24 protein-coding genes and 2 pseudogenes are annotated in these 20,748 nt (G+C 63.4%); 14 read left to right on the top strand and 12 right to left on the bottom strand.

Annotated features, from left to right (window positions below; translation table 11 throughout):
* Positions 1–504: methyl-accepting chemotaxis protein (locus MOV75_RS06725; RefSeq protein WP_247005250.1), on the top strand; the 504-nt coding region annotated here is incomplete at its 5' end.
* A gap of 102 nt (positions 505–606) precedes the next feature.
* Here the strand turns inward: MOV75_RS06725 and MOV75_RS06720 are convergent.
* Together MOV75_RS06720 and MOV75_RS06715 are read right to left on the bottom strand one after the other, a co-directional pair.
* Entirely contained in the window at positions 607–1,197 is a 591-nt protein-coding gene (locus tag MOV75_RS06720) for an NADPH-dependent FMN reductase (protein ID WP_246931194.1), read from the bottom strand.
* 151 nt (positions 1,198–1,348) lie between these two features.
* Positions 1,349–1,549: a hypothetical protein gene (locus MOV75_RS06715; RefSeq protein ID WP_246931195.1), complete on the bottom strand. Its 201-nt coding sequence runs from the start codon at positions 1,547–1,549 to the stop codon at positions 1,349–1,351.
* A gap of 113 nt (positions 1,550–1,662) precedes the next feature.
* Here MOV75_RS06715 and MOV75_RS06710 point away from each other — a divergent pair.
* A pseudogene (locus MOV75_RS06710) lies at positions 1,663–1,962 on the top strand (HD-GYP domain-containing protein); the annotation flags it as partial.
* A gap of 362 nt (positions 1,963–2,324) precedes the next feature.
* Here MOV75_RS06710 and MOV75_RS06705 read toward each other — a convergent pair.
* Positions 2,325–3,002, bottom strand: a complete 678-nt coding sequence (locus MOV75_RS06705; RefSeq protein WP_246931196.1) for a nitroreductase — start codon at positions 3,000–3,002, stop codon at positions 2,325–2,327.
* Between the two features lie 114 nt (positions 3,003–3,116).
* Between MOV75_RS06705 and MOV75_RS06700 the strand changes: the two genes are divergently transcribed.
* A complete protein-coding gene (locus MOV75_RS06700) occupies positions 3,117–4,079 on the top strand; it encodes an alpha/beta hydrolase (RefSeq protein ID WP_247005249.1) in 963 nt (320 codons plus the stop codon).
* Between the two features lie 143 nt (positions 4,080–4,222).
* Here the strand turns inward: MOV75_RS06700 and MOV75_RS06695 are convergent.
* Positions 4,223–4,664 (bottom strand): annotated as a pseudogene (locus tag MOV75_RS06695) (cupin domain-containing protein).
* Between the two features lie 202 nt (positions 4,665–4,866).
* Between MOV75_RS06695 and MOV75_RS06690 the strand changes: the two are divergent.
* Positions 4,867–5,115, top strand: coding sequence for a hypothetical protein (locus MOV75_RS06690; RefSeq protein ID WP_038970146.1), 249 nt, complete (start codon positions 4,867–4,869; stop codon positions 5,113–5,115).
* A gap of 75 nt (positions 5,116–5,190) precedes the next feature.
* Here the strand turns inward: MOV75_RS06690 and MOV75_RS06685 are convergent, their stop codons facing one another.
* The gene (locus tag MOV75_RS06685) at positions 5,191–6,066 is read right to left on the bottom strand and encodes an MBL fold metallo-hydrolase (RefSeq protein ID WP_246922276.1); all 876 of its coding nucleotides are present in this window, start codon (positions 6,064–6,066) and stop codon (positions 5,191–5,193) included.
* Positions 6,067–6,242: 176 nt separating this feature from the next.
* Here MOV75_RS06685 and MOV75_RS06680 point away from each other — a divergent pair, with 176 nt between their 5' ends.
* On the top strand, positions 6,243–7,193 hold the full coding sequence (locus MOV75_RS06680; protein WP_247005252.1) for a glycerophosphodiester phosphodiesterase family protein: 951 nt from the start codon (positions 6,243–6,245) through the stop codon (positions 7,191–7,193).
* Here the strand turns inward: MOV75_RS06680 and MOV75_RS06675 are convergent.
* Both MOV75_RS06675 and MOV75_RS06670 read right to left on the bottom strand, forming a co-directional pair.
* Positions 7,190–8,812 carry an ABC-F family ATP-binding cassette domain-containing protein gene (locus MOV75_RS06675; RefSeq protein WP_246922274.1) on the bottom strand — a complete coding sequence of 541 codons (1,623 nt, stop codon included), beginning with the start codon at positions 8,810–8,812 and terminating at the stop codon, positions 7,190–7,192. The two genes, MOV75_RS06680 and MOV75_RS06675, sit on opposite strands and share 4 nt — an antisense overlap.
* 130 nt (positions 8,813–8,942) lie before the next feature.
* On the bottom strand, positions 8,943–9,404 hold the full coding sequence (locus MOV75_RS06670; protein ID WP_246922272.1) for a heme-binding protein: 462 nt from the start codon (positions 9,402–9,404) through the stop codon (positions 8,943–8,945).
* A 102-nt stretch (positions 9,405–9,506) separates the two neighbouring features.
* On the opposite strand from MOV75_RS06670, the gene MOV75_RS06665 reads away from it, so the two are divergent.
* Positions 9,507–10,394: a LysR family transcriptional regulator gene (locus MOV75_RS06665; protein WP_247005251.1), complete on the top strand. Its 888-nt coding sequence runs from the start codon at positions 9,507–9,509 to the stop codon at positions 10,392–10,394.
* Between the two features lie 130 nt (positions 10,395–10,524).
* On the opposite strand, the gene MOV75_RS06660 is transcribed toward MOV75_RS06665, so the two are convergent.
* Positions 10,525–10,755, bottom strand: coding sequence for a hypothetical protein (locus MOV75_RS06660; RefSeq protein ID WP_246922266.1), 231 nt, complete (start codon positions 10,753–10,755; stop codon positions 10,525–10,527).
* Positions 10,756–11,116: 361 nt separating this feature from the next.
* Here MOV75_RS06660 and MOV75_RS06655 point away from each other — a divergent pair, with 361 nt between their 5' ends.
* From MOV75_RS06655 to MOV75_RS06625, 8 genes are all read left to right on the top strand, one after another.
* Entirely contained in the window at positions 11,117–14,038 is a 2,922-nt protein-coding gene (locus MOV75_RS06655; RefSeq protein ID WP_246922263.1) for a monovalent cation/H+ antiporter subunit A, read from the top strand.
* Entirely contained in the window at positions 14,038–14,379 is a 342-nt protein-coding gene (locus tag MOV75_RS06650) for a Na+/H+ antiporter subunit C (RefSeq protein ID WP_246922261.1), read from the top strand. The genes MOV75_RS06655 and MOV75_RS06650 overlap by 1 nt, the downstream gene beginning before the upstream one ends.
* Positions 14,376–16,001 carry a monovalent cation/H+ antiporter subunit D gene (locus MOV75_RS06645; protein ID WP_309486799.1) on the top strand — a complete coding sequence of 542 codons (1,626 nt, stop codon included), beginning with the start codon at positions 14,376–14,378 and terminating at the stop codon, positions 15,999–16,001. The genes MOV75_RS06650 and MOV75_RS06645 overlap by 4 nt, the downstream gene beginning before the upstream one ends.
* Positions 15,998–16,486, top strand: a complete 489-nt coding sequence (locus tag MOV75_RS06640; RefSeq protein ID WP_246922259.1) for a Na+/H+ antiporter subunit E — start codon at positions 15,998–16,000, stop codon at positions 16,484–16,486. The genes MOV75_RS06645 and MOV75_RS06640 overlap by 4 nt, the downstream gene beginning before the upstream one ends.
* On the top strand, positions 16,483–16,764 hold the full coding sequence (locus tag MOV75_RS06635) for a K+/H+ antiporter subunit F (protein WP_246922256.1): 282 nt from the start codon (positions 16,483–16,485) through the stop codon (positions 16,762–16,764). Before MOV75_RS06640 ends, MOV75_RS06635 begins: the two co-directional genes overlap by 4 nt.
* Positions 16,761–17,111, top strand: coding sequence for a monovalent cation/H(+) antiporter subunit G (gene mnhG / locus MOV75_RS06630; RefSeq protein ID WP_246922254.1), 351 nt, complete (start codon positions 16,761–16,763; stop codon positions 17,109–17,111). Before MOV75_RS06635 ends, mnhG begins: the two co-directional genes overlap by 4 nt.
* 324 nt (positions 17,112–17,435) lie before the next feature.
* A complete protein-coding gene (locus MOV75_RS42435) occupies positions 17,436–17,564 on the top strand; it encodes a hypothetical protein (protein WP_258719527.1) in 129 nt (42 codons plus the stop codon).
* Between the two features lie 179 nt (positions 17,565–17,743).
* Entirely contained in the window at positions 17,744–18,652 is a 909-nt protein-coding gene (locus MOV75_RS06625) for a universal stress protein (RefSeq protein ID WP_246922253.1), read from the top strand.
* A 194-nt stretch (positions 18,653–18,846) separates the two neighbouring features.
* Here MOV75_RS06625 and MOV75_RS06620 read toward each other — a convergent pair whose 3' ends face one another.
* From MOV75_RS06620 to MOV75_RS06605, 4 genes are all read right to left on the bottom strand, one after another.
* Entirely contained in the window at positions 18,847–19,020 is a 174-nt protein-coding gene (locus MOV75_RS06620; RefSeq protein WP_246922251.1) for a hypothetical protein, read from the bottom strand.
* A gap of 209 nt (positions 19,021–19,229) precedes the next feature.
* Positions 19,230–19,934, bottom strand: a complete 705-nt coding sequence (locus tag MOV75_RS06615) for a hypothetical protein (RefSeq protein WP_246922278.1) — start codon at positions 19,932–19,934, stop codon at positions 19,230–19,232.
* Between the two features lie 247 nt (positions 19,935–20,181).
* On the bottom strand, positions 20,182–20,331 hold the full coding sequence (locus tag MOV75_RS06610) for a hypothetical protein (RefSeq protein WP_007591825.1): 150 nt from the start codon (positions 20,329–20,331) through the stop codon (positions 20,182–20,184).
* 84 nt (positions 20,332–20,415) lie between these two features.
* A partial coding sequence (locus MOV75_RS06605) for a tetratricopeptide repeat protein (protein WP_369010443.1) occupies positions 20,416–20,748 on the bottom strand: 333 nt, incomplete at its 5' end.

Here is a 20,748-nt window from a genome sequence, read left to right as displayed (position 1 = left end):
GACGTCGTCACGCTGATCCAGAGCATCGCCGAGCAGACCAACCTGCTCGCGCTGAACGCGACCATCGAGGCCGCCCGCGCCGGCGATGCCGGCCGCGGCTTTGCCGTGGTTGCTTCCGAAGTGAAGTCGCTGGCGGGCCAGACCGCCAAGGCCACCACCGAAATCTCCGAGCAGATCACGGCGATCCAGACCGCCAGCGACGAGACCGTGGCCGCGATCCGCAACGTCGCCGACGTCATCGGCGAGATCGACCAGATCGGCACCGCGATTGCCGCGGCGATCGAGGAACAGGGCTCGGCCACCAAGGAGATCGCCCGCAGCGTCCAGGAGGCCGCCCGCGGCACCCAGGAGGTCAACACCAACATCTCCGGCGTGCAGCGTGCCGCCGACGATACGGGAGCCGCCGCCAGGGAAGTGCAGGTCGCCGCCGAGCAGCTCTCGACCCAGTCGCGCGATCTCGCCGGACAGTTCGACCGCTTCCTCGGCGAGGTCAGGGCGGCGTAAGAGCAGCTTCGTAGCCCGGATGGAGCGCAGCGAAATCCGGGATTTCTGACGTCATCGGCACCGCCCCGGATTGCGCTGCGCTCCATCCGGGCTACGGGACCGTCAATACGGCGGCGCTTTCCGCGCCCGCTGGGCCTTCCCGGCCTCAATCCACCATTGGAGATCATCCGCAAAGCGCGGGAACGAGCGCTCCAGTGCCTTGCCGCCCTCGCCGATCGGCTCGCCGTCCTCGGACAGGGTCTGCGCGATCGGGCCGACGCCGATGGTGCTCGAGACCACCACCATCCCCATCTCCGACAGCGTGCCATGCCAGGCGGTGGCGGCGCGCGCGCCCGAGAGCCGACCAGCCGAATAGCTCACGATTGCCGCCGGGCGCCAGAACCACTCTTCGAGGAAGTGATCGGTGAGATTCTTCAGGCCGGGCTGGATGCCCCAATTGTATTCGCCGGTGACGAAGACGAAGCCGTCGGCGCCGCGGATCTGTTCGGCCAGCTTCTCCAGCGCCTCGGGCGCCGAGCCTTTGGGATATTCCTTGTACATGCGGTCGAGCATCGGCAGGCCGATCGCCTTGGCGTCGATGAACTCGACGTCCTCGCCGCGGCCGCGCAGCCGATTGATGACGAAATTCGCAAGGCGGATGCCCATGCGGTCGGAACGATAGGAACCGTAGAGGACGAGAATGCGATTGCTCATAGCCGGACGGTAGCACGAAACCGGCGTTCGCCGCCCTCGATTTGTCGAGCTATCGCCCGCGTCCGCGGTCGAGCGTTCGCGACGGCGTCTCGCCGAACTGGACAGTCCGAGCTTGCGCGATCTCCTCGCCGTAGATCGGCTGCGAGAGGTCCTAAGCGAGCAGCGCGTGGATGTCCTGGAACATTCTGAAACTTCGCTCGTCGTTGGGCCGCAGGTTCCAGCGGGACAAGACGACGCTTTCGAAGGCATCGTCAACGTCTCCGAGCAGAGAGTCCTTCATCGCCGCGCCCTTCAATGCAAGCTCCGGTGCCTCGACCGGGTCGGACGCCTCCGTCAGCACCTCCCGAACCACGCTGCGCAGCCGTGCAAGCCCGCCGCTGACGTTTCAAAATCTTAAAGCTTGAGCGCGTGTGCGGCCACGCCAATACCCTCCAGGATAAATTCACCGTTGCAGGCGAGCGACTCGCCGCCGGCTACGAATTTCTCAAGGGGCATGACGGGATCTCGTCGGAGATTCTCGACGCCGTTCGCCATCATCACGAGTACCTCGACGGGAGCGGCTATCCCGATGCGCTCTGCGGCGAGAGCATTGGCGACATCGTGCGGATTCTGACGATCTCGGACATTTTCGCGGCGCTGATCGAGCATCGGCATTACAAGCCGACCATGCCGCGCGGGGAGGCCTACAACGTTCCTTGCGGGATGAAGACGAAGCTGGAAAAGGCGCTGGTCGACTCATTCAAGCAGGTCGCGCTCACGCGGTGAGCGCGGCAGACCCGTCTCGAACGCGGCCTAATGCGTAGCGCGATATCTGGCGCGGCGCGGAATGGAGCGGCAGGCCAGCCCTTCCGCCAGCAGCCTCATGTCCTCGCGTCTGCCGCTGCGAATCAGCCGGCCGAACTCTTCGGGTGTGAAAGGAAGACTTGGATCATCATCGATCGGGTGCCGCATTCGCGGACCGAATAACCGTCGAACCAGGCTAGCCAGCCGCCGCATGTCAATTCCCTCGCGCCAGCAACAAACCTCACAGTCTGCATATTGTTCCTCCCGCCCCTTCGAGATTGCAAGTGGCAGCAAGGAGTCCACACCAAAAATTTCCGCCAGAGAATAATCTCCTCTTCGTCCTGCTAATCGGCAAAACCCACGTAACGCACGAACTCTCCATTGTGCTCGCGGTCCGAGCGAACGGCGTTGGCAGCAAAGCCGTCGTCGGGGTAGCCCATCGCGACGCAGGTCATGATGACCTCGTCCTCCGGAATCTTCGCGACCTCACGCACGATGTCGGAGCGCATGATGCCCTGCCCGTTGATGACAGAGCCGAGGCCGCGATCCCACGCTGCGAGCACGATGCCGTAGCAGAGCGCCCCGAGATCGAAATGGCAGACCGCGCCGGGATCGAGTGCGCGGTCGTAGGTCAAGACCAGCGAGACCGGCGCGTCGAACTGGCGGAAGCCACGCAACACCCAATCCTGCCGCATCGGCTTGTCGTCGCGCGCGATCCCCATCGCGCCGAACAGTTTCTTGGCGACGTCGACCTGCCGCGTGCGGTGCACGCCCTGGTACTCGCCATGACTGATGATGTCGCGCTTGACCTTGGCCCCGCCGACCATCTCCTCCATGTTGCGGCGGCGCACCTCTTCGAGCGGCGTGCCGGTCAGCACGTGGACATGCCAGGGCTGGGTGTTCATCGACGATGGCGCGCGTTTGGCGCTCTCGATGATCGCCTCGATCACCGCGCGCGGCACCGGCTCGTTCTTGAAGCCACGCACGCTGCGGCGCGACTGGACCAGCGTTTCGAATTCCACTCGTGAACCTCCCTGCCCGCTCGTCCGGCGTTGCGGCACACTGCCCGTTGCCGATGCGGCGGGCAAAATCTATGCTACCCCGCAAGCAAGACCAAGAACCCTGGAGGAGCCGCTATGGCCGCGCCACTTGACCCCTTCATCGCCCAGATCATTCCGCTCATGCCGATGCGCGATCCCACGGTCATGACGCCACAGAGCGCCCGCGATTCCTTGCGCCAACTAGCTGCTTCGCGCGCCGCCATCCCGCCACCGCCTGTCGATAGCGTCCAGGACATCAAGGTGAAAGGCGGCGCCGGCCCGCTCGACGCACGTGTCTACCGCGTCGGCACCACGCCCGCGCCGACCGTGGTGTTCTTCCATGGCGGCGGCTGGGTGGCCGGCGACCTCGAAACCCACGACCGGCAGGGGCGCAACCTCGCGATCGAGACCGGCGCGGTCGTCGTCTCCGTCGATTATCGACGCCCGCCTGAAACGCGCTTCCCCGGCGCCTTCGACGACGCCTTCGCTGCGGTGAATGACATCTTCAACCGCGTCGCGGAATTTGGCGGCGACGTAAAACGCCTCGGCGTTGCCGGCGACAGCGCCGGCGGCAATCTTGCTGCGACCACGGCGATTGCCTGCCGCGATGCCGGCATCAAGCTCGCCGCACAACTGCTGGTCTATCCCGTGACCGACGTCCTCGGCGGCTATGCCGATGCGCGCGAGAACGCGCGCTATCCCTCGCGTGACGAGAATGCCGAGGGCTACTTCCTGACGCGTGCCACGATGGAATGGTTTTGCGGCCATTATCTCGCCGATCCCAGCCACGCTGCGGACTGGCGCGTCTCGCCGCTGCGCGCGGCATCTCTCGCGGGTGTCGCACCCGCAATCCTGACCACCGCCTGGTTCGATCCCCTGCGCGATGAAGGCGCGGCTTATGCGCGGGCGCTGGAGGCCGCCGGGGTGCGCGTGAAGCACCATGAGGGCCCCGGCCTGATCCACGGCTATTTCGGCATGGGCGATGCCTCAGACGTCGCGCGCGCCGAGGCGCAGCGCGCGCGGGCCGACTTCAAGGCGCTGCTGATGCGTGGCGCATAGGGCTTGCCACGAGGTGGGTCATCCGTAGCCCGGATGGAGCGCAGCGAAATCCGGGATTCCTGCCACGTGGGCGGTCGAGCGATGCGGTTGATCTGGCCCGGGATAACGCTGCGCTCCATCCGGGCTACAGGACTCACTCAACGCTACGCGCCGGCGTGTCCCCAGGTTTCGTTCCAATCGTGACCGGCGGCGTCGACGACGCGGCCGTCGGATTCAAAGAACTTGTTCGGCACCTGGAAGATCGCCAGGATCAGGGTCCGGACACCAGGCGGCGTGCCGCCTGCCGGCCTCGCGCCAGATGAATTCGCCGGCCTTGCAGGCGATCCCCTTGGCCGGCCCCTCCTTGTCGACGAGCGCGCCCTCGATGACGTAGCTCTGCTCGATGCCGACATGCTCGTGGTCTGGGAGCACCGATCCCGGCGCAAAGCGCATCAAGGCGGTCATCAGACCCGTGCGGCGGTCGAATAGCAGCGTCTTGGCCTCGCACCCCGGAAAGCGCGTTGTCTGCCATTCCATCTCTTGAGGCCGAACCAGGTGAGAGTGCTGGTCGGCGGCTTCCTGGTGTTTCGGGATCACGGCGTCCATCACGATGCTCCGTCCAGCTAAGCTGGCCAAGCCTAGCAGGCTGGCCCACTGCCGTCAGCGAGCACTGCAACAGGCTGCAGGCCGACCGAACTCCCACTGCAAAAATCGCCGGGCGGACCGCACGACAGGCCATGATCCTGCTTGATTGCGCCACGATTCCCGGCTCCAATCCGTCCGCCATTTCTGGTTTAGGGAGACACCCATGATGAAGCGGATTTTCCTGGCTGCGATCGTCGCCACCTTTGCGGCGGGCTCGGCCTTCGCGCAAGAAACCTGCGAGAGCAAGGCCGTCGGCAAGGACGGCAAGCCGCTGGCCGGCGCCGCCAAGACCTCGTTCCTGAAGAAGTGCAAGGCCGACGCCTGCACGCCCAAGGCCGTCAGCGCCGACGGTAAGCCGCTCGCCGGCGCCGCCAAGAACAGTTTTATGAAGAAGTGCGAAGTCGGCGCGTAAGGCGCTGCTTCCTTAGCGAACAATCGCTCCACGAACTCGTCATGCCCGGGCTTGTCCCGGCCATGACGGAGGGAGTTAGTCCCGCCTGAACCGATAATCGAACGCCCCGCCGAGCGGCTTGATCCATCCTACCGTCGGCGCCGGAAAATGCACCGGCAGGATCAGCGTGTCGGTGTCCGCCACGGACCCGAAGAATTTTCGCCGCGAGACCGCCGACTGCTTCGGATCCCAATCGGGCCTCGCCGACCAATCCGGCTCGCGGCATTGAATCTGGTGGTGCATGAGATCACCCGCGACCACCGCGCGCTGGCCTTTCGAAAAGATGTTCACGCAGCAATGACAGGGCGAATGCCCCGGCGTCGGCGTCAGCGTGACGGTGTCGTCGAGCGCGTAGTCGTCGTCGACCAGCAGCGCCTGCCCCGCTTCCACGATAGGCAGACAATTGTCCCGAAACACGGTGCCGGGCGGATTGCTCCCCTTGGCGTGCTCGGCCTCCCAGGCAGCGTATTCGAGCTTGTGGAAGACGTATTTTGCGTTCGGAAACGTCGGCACCCAGCGGCCGTCGCGCAAGGTCGTGTTCCAGCCGGTGTGGTCGATATGCAGATGCGTGCAGAACACGTAGTCGATCTGCTCGAAAGAGATGCCGAGCGCGAACAATTCGTTGCGCCAGCGCTCCTTGCCGGGGAAATCGAACGGCGGCGGATGGCCCTTGTCCTCGCCGGTGCAGGTGTCGACCAAAATGGTGTAGCGCGGCGTGCGCACCACGAAGGTCTGATAGGTGATCACCATCATGCCGCGCGCGGCGTCGAACACCTCCGGCTCCATCGTCGGCAGATGGCGAGCGAACACGGCCTCGTCATAGGCAGGGAAGAAATCCTGCGGCCGGCGCCACGGCCCCTCCCGCTCGATCACCGCATCGATGGTGATGTCGCCGATCCGCAGTTGCTTCATGATTGTTTCGCTCCCTTTTTGCAAAAGCGTAGCGAACGGAGTTAGGGCATTCAAGGTGCTGGGCGCAGCGGCCTCTCATGCGCGGCGTGCCGCAAATCAACCTCAAATACCGGAGATGTTGATCGTGGAATGAGGAATGTCTGGTGGGCAGGAAACTGAGAGTGATCACGGCAATCATGGTTGCCGTCGCAGCTGGCGTCTATTTCAACAACACCAGTCTTCTGGCCCTGCATCAGAGCGGCAAGCCGGTGCTGCTCGCCCATCGCGGCATGGCACAACGCTTCGACGAGCGCGACCTGAAGAACGATACCTGCACGGCCACGCGGATGTTGCCGCCGACGCACGATTATCTGGAAAATACGCTGCGTTCGATGCGCGCAAGCTTCGATACCGGCGCCGATGTCGTCGAGCTCGACGTGCACCCGACCACCGACGGCGAATTCGCCGTTTTCCACGACTGGACGCTCGACTGCCGGACCGACGGCCACGGCGTCACGCGCGCGCAGAGCATGGCAAAGCTGAAGACGCTCGACGTCGGCTACGGCTACACCGCCGACGGCGGCAAGACATTCCCGTTCCGCGGCAAGGGCGTCGGGATGATGCCGACATTGTCGGAGGTACTCGCCACCTTCCCCGACAAGAAGCTCCTCATCAATGTGAAGAGCCGCGACCCAGACGAAGGCGAAAAGCTCGCCGGCTTGCTGAACGCGCAGCCGGCCGAGCGGCGCCGGATGGTCATGGTCTATGGCGGCGACGAGCCGATCGACGCGATCCGTCGCCTCACCCCGGATGTCCGCACGATCTCACGCGGGGCCATTCGAAGCTGCGTGATCCGCTATATCGGCTATGGCTGGACCGGCCGGGTCCCGGCGGCCTGCCGCAACGCGATGGTGCTGGTACCGATCAACGCCGCGCCTTGGCTATGGGGCTGGCCCGATCGTTTCCTCGCACGGATGAACAGCGCCAACAGCGCCGTGTTCGTGCTCGGTCCCTACAGTGGCGGCGAGTTCTCCGCCGGCATCGATACGCCGGACGCGTTCGCGCGGCTGCCGCAAGGCTATTCCGGCGGCATCTGGACCAACGAGATCGAGGCGATCGCCAAGATCGCGGGCAAGAGCAGCGATTAGCTCCGCAGCCCCGGCGCCTCCTGCCCGGTCCGCGCGACGTACTCCGTGTAGCCGCCGCCGAACTGGTGGATGCCCTCCGGCGTCAGCTCCAGCACGCGGTTCGACAGCGTCGCCAGGAAATGCCGGTCATGCGAGACGAACAGCATGGTGCCTTCGAAATCCGACAGCGCCGTGATCAGCATTTCCTTGGTGGCGAGATCGAGATGGTTGGTCGGCTCGTCCAGCACCAGGAAGTTCGGCGGATCGAACAGCATCTTCGCCATCACCAGCCGCGCCTTCTCGCCGCCCGACAGCACCCGGCAGCGCTTCTCGACGTCGTCGCCGGAGAAGCCGAAGCAGCCGGCGAGCGCGCGCAAGGATCCCTGCCCCGCCGTCGGAAACTGATCCTCCAGCGACTGGAACACGGTGCGCTCGCCGTCGAGCAAATCCATCGCGTGCTGGGCGAAATAGCCCATCTTGACGCTGCCGCCGACCGCCACCGTGCCCTCATCAGGCTCACTCGCGCCCGCGACGAGCTTGAGCAGCGTCGACTTGCCGGCGCCGTTGACGCCCATCACGCACCAGCGCTCCCTGCGACGGATCATGAAATCGAGCCCGTCATAGATGCGCTTTGAGCCGTAACCCTTGTGCACGTTCTTGAGCGCCACGACGTCCTCGCCCGAGCGCGGCGCCGGCGGGAAGTCGAACGCCACGCTCTGGCGCCGGCGCGGCGGCTCGACGCGCTCGATCTTGTCGAGCTTCTTGACCCGGCTCTGCACCTGAGCTGCGTGAGAGGCGCGCGCCTTGAAGCGCTCGATGAACTTGATCTCCTTGGCGAGCATGGCCTGCTGGCGCTCGAACTGGGCCTGCTGCTGCTTCTCGTTCTGCGCGCGCTGCTGCTCGTAGAATTCGTAGTCGCCGGTGTAGGTCGTGAGCGAGCCGGAATCGATCTCGATCACCTTGGAGATCACGCGGTTGATGAACTCGCGGTCATGCGAGGTCATCAGCAGCGTGCCTTCGTAGTCGTGCAGGAATTTTTCCAGCCAGATCAGGCTTTCTAGGTCGAGATGGTTGCTCGGCTCGTCGAGCAGCATGACGTCGGGGCGCATCAGGAGAATGCGGGCCAGTGCCACGCGCATCTTCCAGCCGCCGGAGAGTTTTCCGACGTCGCCGTCCATCATCTCCTGGCTGAAGCCGAGACCGGACAGCGCCTCGCGCGCGCGGCCGTCCAACGCGTAGCCGTCGAGTTCCTCGAAGCGGTGCTGCACCTCGCCGTAACGGGTGATGATCTCGTCCATCTGGTCGGCCTTGTCAGGATCGGCCATGGCGGCCTCGAGCTCGCGCAGCTCGGCTGCGACCTCGCTGACGGGACCTGCGCCGTTCATCACCTCGGCGACGGCGCTGTGGCCGCTCATCTCGCCGACGTCCTGGTTGAAATAGCCGATGGTGATGCCGCGGTCGGTCGAAACCTGCCCCTCGTCGGGCAGTTCCTCGCCGGCGATCATCCGGAACAATGTGGTCTTGCCCGCACCGTTCGGCCCGACGAGGCCGATCTTCTCGCCCTTGTTCAGGGCGGCGGAGGCTTCGATGAACAGGATCTGGTGGCCGGCTTGCTTGCTGACGTTGTCGAGGCGGATCATGAGGTCTTTTTTGGGGATTTTTGCGTTGCAGCGTCATAGGCCATGCCGCCCCCAAGGGGAAGCCCGGCGGGTACGGAATTCCGCCGTTGTCGTCTGCACGGAGCCGCGTGGCCGGTCGATGCCGGAGCCATCAGGCACCGAAGGCCGCAAGACCTGCCGAGGCGGCTTGCGCATCCTGGGTCGACTGCATGCCCGAAACTCCGATCGCCCCGATCACCCTGCCGTCGCGCAGAATCGGAAGGCCACCCTCCAGAGGCGTCAGGTTGGTCATGCCAAGCAGCCGCCAGTGAAGGCCACCCTCCGCCAGCGCGGATTCGAATGCGCCGGTCGGCCGCCTGAAGTCGACGGCTGTCTTCGCCTTCTGCTGCGCCACGAGCACACTGCCATGCTGCGCCTGATCGAGGCGATACAACAGGACGAGATGGCCGCCGCTGTCGGTGACGGCGATCACCATGGGCCAGCCGTGACGCTCCGCCTCGGCACGCGCCGCATCGGCCACGCGCGTCGCCTCGTCGAGCGTGATCGGGTCGCCATAGAGAGGGGTCAAAGCCGCCAGAGGGGCTTTTGCCGCGCGATTGTCTGGTTTCGTCATGGAATGGTCCTCCTCATTGCAGGCCCATTCACAACACATCACACTTGTGATGATAATAACCGCAAATGTGGATAGATTATCTCACTTTTCGGGAGATCCTAGCTGGCCTCACTTGCTGATTACGCGGTATTTCTGGCCATCATTGACGAGGGCAGCCTGACGTCCGCGGCAACGAGTCTCGGTCGATCGCTGCAGTCGGTCAGCCGTTCGCTTGCGCGACTTGAACGCGATCTTGGCATGGAGCTGGTCTCGCGAACGACGCGGCGCCTGCATCCGACACAAGCGGGCCTCGAATTTGCCGGCCGCATACGCTTCGCGCTCACGACCATCGACGCTGCGCGTGAAGACCTGCTTGCCAGCGACCGGCGGCTTGCCGGCACCATCCGCGTGGGCACGTCGAGCCTGTTCGGCCCTGACTATGTGACTCCCATCCTGAGTCAATTCCTCACGCGGAATCCGGAGATCGATCTCGAACTTGTGCTGTCCGACGAGCGTGTCGATCTCGTCGCCGAGAAGCTCGATTTTGCCGTTCGCATCGGCAACCTGCCGGACTCGAATTTGCGGATTCGGCAGCTCGGTGGACTGAGCTGGGCCGTGTTCGCTTCACCGGCCTATCTCACCGCTCATGGTCGTCCCGAGAATCCGCGAGACCTTTCCGGCCACGAGTGCGTGTTGCGCGCGAGCGATGACGACCGATGGGCCTTCGGTGACAAGAGGCGGCGCGTCGAAGTTCATGGACGATTTCGATCGGAAAGTGCAGCAGCGCGCAACGCGGCCGTCGCGTCCGGTCTTGGCATCGGGCTCGCTCCGCTCTGGCAGGTTCGCAGGCTCATCGATCAGGGGATCGTCGAGCAAATCCTCGTCGGCCACGAGCCGCCGCCTATCCCGCTGCAGATTGTCTGGCCCAAGCGAGGAGCGGGCGCGACGCCTCGACGGGTACGCGCCGCCATCGAATTCCTCGTCGCACGGCTGTCCGCCCTGCGGATATGACCTCTTGCAGCGACGCCCGCCCCTGCGTCGCCTGGCATGACCAAGAGTCTTCCGTCGCTTCGGTCGGAGCGTCGACTCGTTCTGCGAAAAATACTTCGGCGTGAGGCCGCACGCCTCGCAGGGCACGACATTACGCACCAAGGCGCGATGACAACATTGCGGCGAAACCGCACAGTGCTGCGCAACGCGAAGTATCGAGCGTGCCGAATCGTTTTGGATGGAACGTGTCAAACAGCGGCTCGACGTGCTGAACAAAGAGAAAGGCACATGTGCCGCCGCGCAGCTGCAGGCGACATCCTGTCGCTCCCATCGGGCCATGCGCCAGCTTGACGTGAATGTGAGCCGCAATTTGACTGGACATGGTTATAGTTCGGATTGCCCACAGTGGAACAACGGATGGCGGCCGGCAAATGCGACGCCACTCCGCCACCTGCCAATGACACCGGACGCGCGAGATAAGTGGCTGGCGGGCGATCGCGCTCTGCGGCTTCTACTCAACGCTCTCGCGGCCGCACTTGTCGCTGCGATCGGCATTCCCCACTGGATATGAACCGCTCCATTGCAGAGCGGGTGCCTCGCGAGTGGTTCCAGGCAGGATAGCGGCTTCTCACTCGGACATCACAACGCTGACCAATCTAGCGGTGGAGATATCTATCTGCCTCGGCTAAGCAATCGGGCCAGCGAAACATATCCTCCACCTTGCAGTTTGGGCAGCGAACGCGATGTTCCTCCTTGCCGTTCTCATTCTTCCTTTCGTCGGAAGTTTTATTGCGGCTCTCTTGCGGGTCAATGCGCGCAATGCCGAGGCGTGGCTCGCCGGAGGCGTCGCACTTGCTGCCTTTGTCCTCACAGCCACGGCTTATCCAGGCGTGACGAATGGCGGCGTCATCGGGTGGCGGACGGAGTGGGTTGCCGAGGTCGGACTCGAGTTTGTGCTGAGACTTGACGGCTTCGCATGGGCCTTCGCCATGCTGGTCACCGGAATCGGCTTTCTGGTGGTGCTGTATACCCGCTATTACATGTCGCCCAGCGATCCCGTTCCGCGCTTCTTTTCCCTCCTGCTCGCGTTCATGGGGGCCATGCTGGGGATCGTGCTTTCCGGCAATCTGCTGCAGCTGGTGTTCTTCTGGGAGCTAACCAGCTTGTTTTCATTTTTGCTGATCAGCTACTGGCATCATAATTCGGCTGCAAGGGACGGCGCGCGAATGGCGCTGGTGATCACCTCGACGGGTGGACTTTGCCTGTTCGCCGGCGTGCTGCTGATCGGTCACATCGTCGGCAGCTATGACCTGGACAAGGTGTTGGCTTCCGGAGACGCGATCCGCTCGCATGCGCTTTACGTCCCCGCACTCGTGCTGATCCTGCTCGGAGCCCTGACCAAGAGCGCCCAGTTTCCGTTTCATTTCTGGCTGCCGCACGCGATGGCGGCTCCAACACCCGTATCCGCATATCTCCATTCAGCAACCATGGTGAAGGCCGGGGTGTTCCTTTTGGTCAGGCTCTGGCCGGCTCTCGGTGGAACGAACGAGTGGTTGTGGCTGGTAGGATCGGCCGGCTTGATCACGTTTCTCCTGGGCGCGTTTCTCGCCGTGTTCCAGCAGGATTTGAAGGGGCTTCTGGCCTACTCGACGATCAGCCATCTCGGCTTGATCACGCTCCTGACCGGCCTCGATACTCCGTTTGGGCAGATCGCGGCCATCTTCCACATCATGAACCATGCCACATTCAAGGCATCGCTTTTCATGGCCGCGGGCATCATCGATCACGAAACCGGCACGCGCGACATTCGCCGCTTGAGCGGTCTATGGACGTTCATGCCGATCACGGCGACCTTGGCCATGGTCGCCGCCGGCTCGATGGCGGGTGTGCCGTTGCTGAACGGATTCCTCTCCAAGGAAATGTTCTTCGCCGAAACCATCGAGATGCACGACAACTCGCTCGTCGATCAAGCGCTTCCCTATATCGTCACCGCCGCGAGCACTTTCAGCGTTGCCTATTCGTTGCGGTTCATTCGCGACGTGTTCTTCGGCCCCGCTCCGGTCGGCCTTCCACGCACGCCTCACGAGCCCCCGCTCCTGATGCGATTTCCGGCCGAGCTTCTCGTGCTCGCATGTGTCGTCGTCGGTATCGCCCCCTCGTTAACCGTTGCACCCATTCTCGATACTGCAGCTCAGGCCGTTCTCGGCTCCAAGATGCCGGAATACAGTCTGAGCATATGGCATGGCTTTACCCCCGAGCTGCTGATGAGCATCCTCGCGATGGTCGGTGGGGTGGCCGTCTATGCGATGCTGCGCTCCTACCTGCTCACCCACGAGGGACCACCCTTGCTCAGCCGCTTCAGCGGCAAGCAGATTTTTGATTGGATGATGGTGGCATTGTCCTGGCGCCTCGCACGATGGCTTGCGAGCAATCTCGGGACGAGACATCTCCAGCCACAGCTGAGGGTCCTGGCTGGCACAGCGTTCCTCGCTGCTCTGCTGCCCCTCTATTCACGCGGCATCATGCTGGCGAACCCTCTGGGCCCCGAATTCGACCTCGTCTTTGGATTGCTTTGGGCGGTAGGCGGCGCTTGCGCCATCGGCGCTGCGGTCCAGGCGAAATACCATCGCGTCGTCGCGCTGATACTACTCGGGACCGCTGGTCTCGTGACCTGCGTCAGCTTCGTGTGGCTGTCCGCTCCCGATGTTGCTCTGACGCAGATCGTCGTCGAGACGGTCACGACGGTCCTCCTCTTGCTCGGCTTGCGATGGTTGCCGAAACGCGTTTCGCCAGCCAACTCGGACAAGGCAGCCGGCAGGATTCGATGGCATCGCGTCCGTGACTTTGTCATCGCGCTCCTCGTCGGGATCGGGCTGGCCACGCTCGCGCTGGCGGCCATGCAGCTCCCGGATACCGATAGCATCTCGCGATACTTCGTCGAGAACGCGTATTCGAAGGGTGGCGGAACCAACGTGGTCAACGTCATCCTGGTGGACTTCCGCGGGTTCGATACGTTGGGTGAGATCACGGTGCTTGCGGTCGTTGCACTGACCGTCTACGCGCTCTTGCGCCGCTTCCGTCCGGCGCCCGAGAGCATTCCCGTCCCCGAACAGCAGCATGCTCAGGATACCCACGACGAGGCGCATCCAGATCGACAGAAGGGAGACACCAAGAGAGATACGACGGCCACTGCCGCGCTGATGATGGGGCTGCTGTTTCCGGTGATCGGCGTCGTGGCGATCTTCCTGCTGTTGCGCGGGCATGACCTTCCCGGCGGAGGCTTCGTGGCCGGCGTCGCAATGGCGACCGCGTTCATCCTGCAGTACATGGCTCGCGGCACGATATGGGTGGAAGCCCGTCTCCACGTCTTGCCGGTGCGTTGGATGGGCTTCGGGCTCCTGCTGGCAGGGTCTACGGGAGCCGCCGCCTGCGTTGTCCAATACCCCTTCCTGACCTCCTACTTTGCCTATGCCGAGCTGCCTCTGGTCGGCCGCGTTCCCATGGCCAGCGCCTTCCTCTTCGACATCGGCGTGTTCTCGCTCGTGGTCGGCGCCACGGTGCTGATGCTCATCGCGATCGCGCATCAATCGTTGCGCCGTTATGGAGTTCCACTCCAGACCGGCCAACGCCTGGCGGGTGAGCGGTCTAAGGAGGAACTGGTCTGATGGAGATCGTGCTGGCGGTTGGTATCGGTACACTTGCGGCGTCCGGCGTGTGGCTCATTCTCAGGCCGCGCACGTTTCAGGTCATCATCGGACTGTCGCTGCTCTCTTACGCCGTCAATCTCTTCATCGTGGCCATGGGACGCGTGCGGACCGGGGCTCCGGTGCTCATCGCAAAGGAGATCGGAGATGCCTCAAAGTATGCTGATCCGCTCCCGCAGGCCCTCGTCCTGACTGCGATCGTCATCAGCTTTGCGACCACCGCGCTGTTCCTGGTGGTCCTCCTCGCATCGCGCGGCCTGGCACGGACCGATCATGTGGACGGTCAGGAGCCGGAAGCGTGAGCGGCGCTGCGGGTCTGATCATCGCGCCAATCATCCTGCCGCTGCTGGCAGGTGCCGGCATGCTGCTGCTCAACGGAGAAAGGCACCGGGCCATCGTGGCCGGCCTCAACATCGCCGGAACCGTTGCACTCGTTTGCATCGCGGTGATCTTGCTCGGAATGTCCGATGCAGGAACCAGTATCGTCTATCGCTTGGGCAATTGGCCTGCTCCCTTCGGAATAGTCCTCGTTCTCGATCGGCTGTCCGCTCTCATGCTGCTCCTGACCAACGTCCTGGCGTTGGCCTCGGCTGTGTTCTCTCTTGCCCGTTGGCACCGAGCGGGTGCGCATTTCCATTCCTTGTTTCAGTTCCTCCTGATGGGCCTCAACGGCGCCTTTCTCACGGGCGATCTCTTCAACCTGTTCGTCTTCTTCGAACTATTGCTGGCGGCATCGTATGGCCTTCTGCTGCACGGCTCCGGCCTTGCACGGGTGAAGGCGGGGCTGCATTACATCGTCGTGAACCTGGCGGCCTCGCTGCTGTTTCTGATCGGGGTCAGCCTGATCTACGGCGTCACCGGGACGCTCAACATGGCAGATCTTGCGGCGCGGATGCCGCAGATCGCTGCGGAGAGCCGCGGCCTGCTCGAAGCCGGCGCCGGCGTGCTGGCCGTCGCCTTCCTGCTCAAGGCCGGAATGTGGCCCCTGAGCTTCTGGCTGCCGACGGCCTATGCAGCCGCAAGTCCGCCGGTGGCGTCGATCTTCGCGATCATGACGAAGGTCGGCGTGTACATCGTGCTTCGACTATCGCTGTTGCTTTTCGGCGAGGGCACCGGCGCATCGGCCGGCTTCGGCAGCGACTGGTTGTTGTGGGGTGGATTGGCAACGATCGTCTTCGGTGCGATCGGCACATTGGCGTCGCAGGACACCGCCCGGCTCGGCGGCTTTTCGGTGCTCGTATCCTCCGGTACCTTGCTCGCCGCGACGGGGATGGGACAAGTCGGCGTCACCAGTGGTGCGCTTTTCTACCTCGTCAGCTCGACGCTCGGCATCAGCGCGTTTTTCCTTCTCGTCGAACTCATCGAGCGAGGCCGCGAACCTGGAGCGGACGTGATCGCCGTCACCCGGGAAGCCTATGGAGAAGAAGAAGACGAGACTGAGGAAGCGGAAGAGGATGTCGGCATCGCCATCGTAGCGACGATGGGGTTGCTCGGCGTCGCTTTCATCGGCTGCGCCCTGGTGATCGCCGGGCTCCCGCCGCTGTCCGGATTCATCGCCAAATTCGCGCTGCTCGCTGCGGCTCTCAACCCAGCAGACGCGCATCGGAGCGGTGCCGTTCCCGGCAGCGGATGGGCGCTTCTCGTGGTGCTGATCCTGTCCGGTTTCGCGACATTGATTGCGATGGCACGCGCGGGAATCCGCATCTTCTGGGCCTCGCCCGATCGCACCGTGCCGCGCGTGCGCGTGATCGAGATGGCGCCGGTCATGTTCCTGCTGATCGTTTGCGCTGCCCAAACGGTCATGGCCGGTCCCGTGATCCGTTTCATGCAGGCCACGGCGCAATCCTTGCACGCGCCGGCCGGCTACGTCGGCGACGTCCTGGAGACCGGCGCCCCAGGCAGCCGAAAGGCGGACGGCAAATGACACGCTTCCTGCCCTTTCCAATCGTAAGCTTCTGCCTGCTCGCACTATGGCTGCTGCTCAATCAAGCCGCCACGTTCGGACACATCCTCCTCGGCTGTGTCATCGCACTCGTCGGCGGCCGGATTCTCACCGTGCTGGAGTTACCGGACACGCGCCTTAGACGACCCGGCCTCATGCTGCGACTGTTGGGACTGGTGGCGGTCGACATTTTCCGCTCAAATCTTGCGGTTGGGCAGATCGTTCTCGGTTTCGGACGGCGAGACCGAAGGTCGGGGTTCGTGAACGTTCCTCTCGACATGCGCAATCCGTACGGGCTGGCCTGGTTGGCTTGCATCATTACATCGACCCCCGGCACGCTGTGGGTGAACTTCGATGCTCAGAAAGGTTCATTGATGATCCATGTTCTGGACCTCGTCGATGAAGGCGAGTGGATCCGCACCATCAAGGACCGCTACGAACGCCATCTGCTGGAGATATTCGAATGAGCCAGCTCGTGCTGTTCTACTCGCTCGTTGCCGCGCAGGTCCTCCTGGGATTTGCTATCGGCTGCGGTGCTTTCCGCATCTTTCTCGGGCCACGGGCACAGGATCGCGTCCTGGGCTTCGACACATTGTCCGTGAACGCGATGTTGCTGCTTCTGACGTTCGGGATCCGATCCGGCGAAACGCTCTATTTCGAGGCGGCTTTGGCCATGGCGGTCTTCGGTTTCGTCGGCACGGTCGCGCTGGCCAAGTTCCTGCTCCGCGGCGAGGTGATCGAATGAACGGCATCGAACAATTGCCGCCCTGGGCTGCCGCTCTCACGGCGGTTCTCCTACTTCTCGGCGCCTCCGTCACACTGATCGGTTCGCTCGGTCTTCTGCGGCTCAACACATTCTACCAACGGGTCCATGCGCCAACGCTAGGGACGACGCTCGGCACTCTCTTCATCGCAGTCGCTTCAATGCTCTACTTCTCGGTCCTGCAGAGCAGACCGGTGTTGCATGAAATCCTGATTGTGGGATTTGGCGTCGTGACCACGCCTATTGCGCTGACGGTGCTGGTGGGTGCAGCCCGATTTCGCGACACTGCCGAACGGAATGCGCGGGTCGGCGAACCAGAGAACGATTAGGGCGAGGCACGCGGCCTCGCTCGCAAGCCGCGCGCTGATTCCAGACAGCTCCGCAGATCGGCCAAGGCCGGCTAAATGTCGCATTTGATCTCGAGCCGCGCATGCCTACATCTAGTGCGTTGATGATGCTGGGCTCGCGCGCGAATTCGCCGCAGCTTTCAGCGGTGCGATGCGCTGAGGCGGTCCCAAACAGAGGCAATGATGACCGACCTGCTTCAAAACCGAACTTGTGGGAACCGGCTGCTGATCGGCCGGTAACCCGGGCGATTCCACATCGCCCGGGCGCGGCACCTCAAGGGTTCTGAACCAAGCCGGGAGTTCCTCATGTCGGTATTTTTTGCGCTGTTCGTCCTGACCTCGTGGATCATGTTCATCTGGATTTTTGATCCCGACGGATTCCGCGCGGCATTTGCGCGCCGCCCACCACCGATTCCTCACGATGAAAAAAGGTGACGACGGAAGGTGCCTTGTCATCTCGCGCCGCCGTGTACACCGTTGCTTTCGATCGCCACACGATAGCCCGCGCACATCTCGCGGCGGGTCCGCGCGTTTCATAGGCCGTTCCCATACCAATCGAATTGCCACCGTTGGTAGCGCTTTCCCGCCATCGCTGGCCAATATGAGGTCCTGACATGAACATCGTTGCTGCAACGGATTTCTCCACGCGCTCACATCGCGCTCTGCGGCAGGCTGGCCTCCTGGCTCGCGTCCAGCATGCTGAGCTGCACCTTGTCCACGTGGTTGATGATGATCGGCCAGCTGACCTCGTCCACATGGAAGAGCGCGAGGCACATCGGGTGCTGATCGAGCAGATCAGCGCCGTGCCGGAGCTGCGTGATGTCAGCTGCTATCCGACCGTGATCAAGGGCCATCCCGTCGACGGAATATCGCGCGCGGCCGCAACAGCCGGCGCGCATCTCGTCGTGATGGGGGCTCATCGCAAGCAGTTTCTGCGCGATATCGTCACAGGTACCACCATCGAACGGGTCATTCGCGGAGGAAGATATCCCGTGCTGATGGTGAACAATGAGGCTCAGCGGCGCTATGAACGGGTTCTGGTGCCGGTCGACATGTCAAAAGCGTCGGCCGACGCAATTCGCGTCGCACTATCTTCCGGACTCCTGGAAGATGACGGACCAACGCTTCTCCACGCCTTCTCGCCCATGGGCAAGACGCGCTTGATCAGCTCTGGTGCGAGCACCGCCGTCATCAACGGATATGTCGAGGGCGAGCGTCACAGAGCGATGGAGGAACTGACCAGTTTTCTCGTGACCAATGAGTTCGACACGCGACGATGGTCGCTTCGCATCGACGAAGGCGGACCCATGCAGGTCATAACCCGTGCCGTCGAGGAGAAGCGGCCTGACCTGCTCGTGATGGGGACGCACAGCCGATCCGGATTGCTTCGGGCGCTGATCGGCAGCGTAACGGAAGAAGTCCTGCGGTCCCTGAATGTGGACGTCCTGGTCGTTCCTCCCGCCGAACTCAGGGGGGCGGAATCGGACGATCGCTCCCGGATAGAAGGTCCAACGCACACCTGAGGCCTGCGCTCACGGGTGGGACCGCAAGTCCTCCCGTGTCCATCAGGATCGCCGGCGATCGCCAGGAGATCATAACTGAAGTCGACTGTGCTGGTCGCGCCCGTCCCCACAGGTGTCGGCCGGCACGGTCGCAGGCCGCGCGTGTTCGCCCTGACAGTAGCATGGCCCGTGGTCCGGCGGCATGTCTGGCAGACTTAGCGCCGTTCCTCGGTGCTGCGGACAGTCGAACTCCGCGCCGCTCGTTTGGTTGGACCGCGAGTGATTTTCGGTGGATCGCTGGCGGGAAAGGTTTGCTGCAATTGCCGATCCAGTTCCTCGTCGAGTTCTCGCTTTTCACGCTGCTCCGGCGTTTCGTAATGCTTCGGCATTGATCAATCTCCGCGTTTTGCGCTTGGTGACCAGCCATCTGTCGCCAGAGAACTCCGGCTCCGATGGCCTTAGGTGACGCCAAAAAGCGAGCGGAATTGAGATTTTGCTTCAGGTCGGCTTCGGGGAACTTGCTGACATTGGTCGAGGTCGAAGCGTGAGGCCTGCTTCATGTCAGGGGGACTCGCGTTGCCCCTTCTTTGTACCAGTCCTACGCCCGCCGCATCAGCTTGAGCGAGGCTGCCAGCCGCAGGCTGCGCTTGCCGGCGAGCGCGATGCCTTCGAGCTCGCCGCTATCCGCGGTGCAGGCTCCGGAGAATCCGATCCCGACCTCGAAGCCGCCGAAGACCGGGTTTTCGCCTTTCGCCGGCGTGTGCTCCTGGTTCAGCATCTCGCCCTTCCAGCGGCCGTCCGCCGAGGAATAGGAGCCGAGATAGTAGAAGAACGCATCGCCCCCGAGGATGCGCCCGTCGATCAGCAGCATCACGCCGGAGAGGCCGGCCTCGACACCATCAAGCGCGCGCAGACTCATCCCGTAGAGCCCGTTGGCGATGCCGCCCTGCCCGATCGTGCCGCGCGGCGGCAGCGCCCCATCATCGAGCCGCGTGAGATTGGCCCAGAAATTGGCGCCCGGCATCGTGTTCGCACTGCCCTGAAGACGGATCTCGTTCCCGACCAGCCGGCCGCGTGCCCCGATCGAGGCGACGTCCGCCCCCATCAGCGGCTTGTAGTTGGGATCGTGGTTATGCCGTTCGGTAATCACCTCGGCGACGATCTCGCCGCCCTGCTCGGCGTAGGTGCCAAGATGCGCGAAGCCCGAATTACCGCCCAGCATCTTGCCGTCATGCAGGCACATGATGCTGCGCCCGAACGCATCGTTGACGCCGTATTCAACCTTGTAGAGTCCGTCGAGCAACGCCATGAACCCGCAAAATCGGAAAAGAATCGCGGGCTACCTAGCATTGCCGCCGCAGCTCGGCCAGCCGGCTTTTCCGCGCAGGGGCCTTGCGGGACCCCCGCTGCCACGATGCCATCATGCCCCTGTTTTAGCCGACGGGTCAACCATCCATTTCGCTTAATCCGCAAGCAGCGATTTCAAGGGCTTGGCTACTGTGCTTGGGGTTGTTTTCGCATTTATTGTTTGCCGCAAGGCTCATCAGGCGTCAGTGACGCTTGAAATACTGTACTTCGCGCTCGTGCTTCTCGGCTGCCGCACGGCTCCTGAAGGTCCCGAGGTTGCGACGCTTGCCGGTCTTCGGATTCACCTTGCGTGAGTAAAGGCGGTATTCGCCCGACGCCAGTTTGCGGATCATGTCCGTGCTCCCATGTGTCTGGACATCAACGGCGTACGCGCGAGCCGGGTTCCGTCAAATCCTGGCTCTGATCACTGGCTCTGCTCAGAAGCACAGCGTGGTGACAAGCTTGCCCTGCTTGTCCTTGATCGCGTAGGGGCAGCGCAGCCGCTCCAGCGCCTTCTTGGCATCCTCGTCGCCGAGCGCGGCGGCGCGCTCGTAATAGGCTTTCGCGGCGTCCTTGTCCTTCGGCCCGCCGCGGCCTTCCTGCGCGAAGGCTCCCATCCGCTCCAGCGCGCCGGGATGGTTTTGCGCGGCCGCCTTCTCGAACAGCACACGCGCCGCGGCGTCGTCCTTCGCACCGCCTGCGCCTTCGGAGAGCATCAGGCCGAGCTGGAACTGCGCTTCCGCGTTGGTCTCGGCAGCCTTGCCGAGCAG

Origin of the sequence: Bradyrhizobium sp. PRIMUS42 (genome assembly GCF_023006515.1) — a bacterium.
Classification (GTDB): domain Bacteria; phylum Pseudomonadota; class Alphaproteobacteria; order Rhizobiales; family Xanthobacteraceae; genus Bradyrhizobium.
Note: the sequence above shows the minus strand (reverse complement) of the source record. Positions and strands in the feature narration are given on the sequence as shown.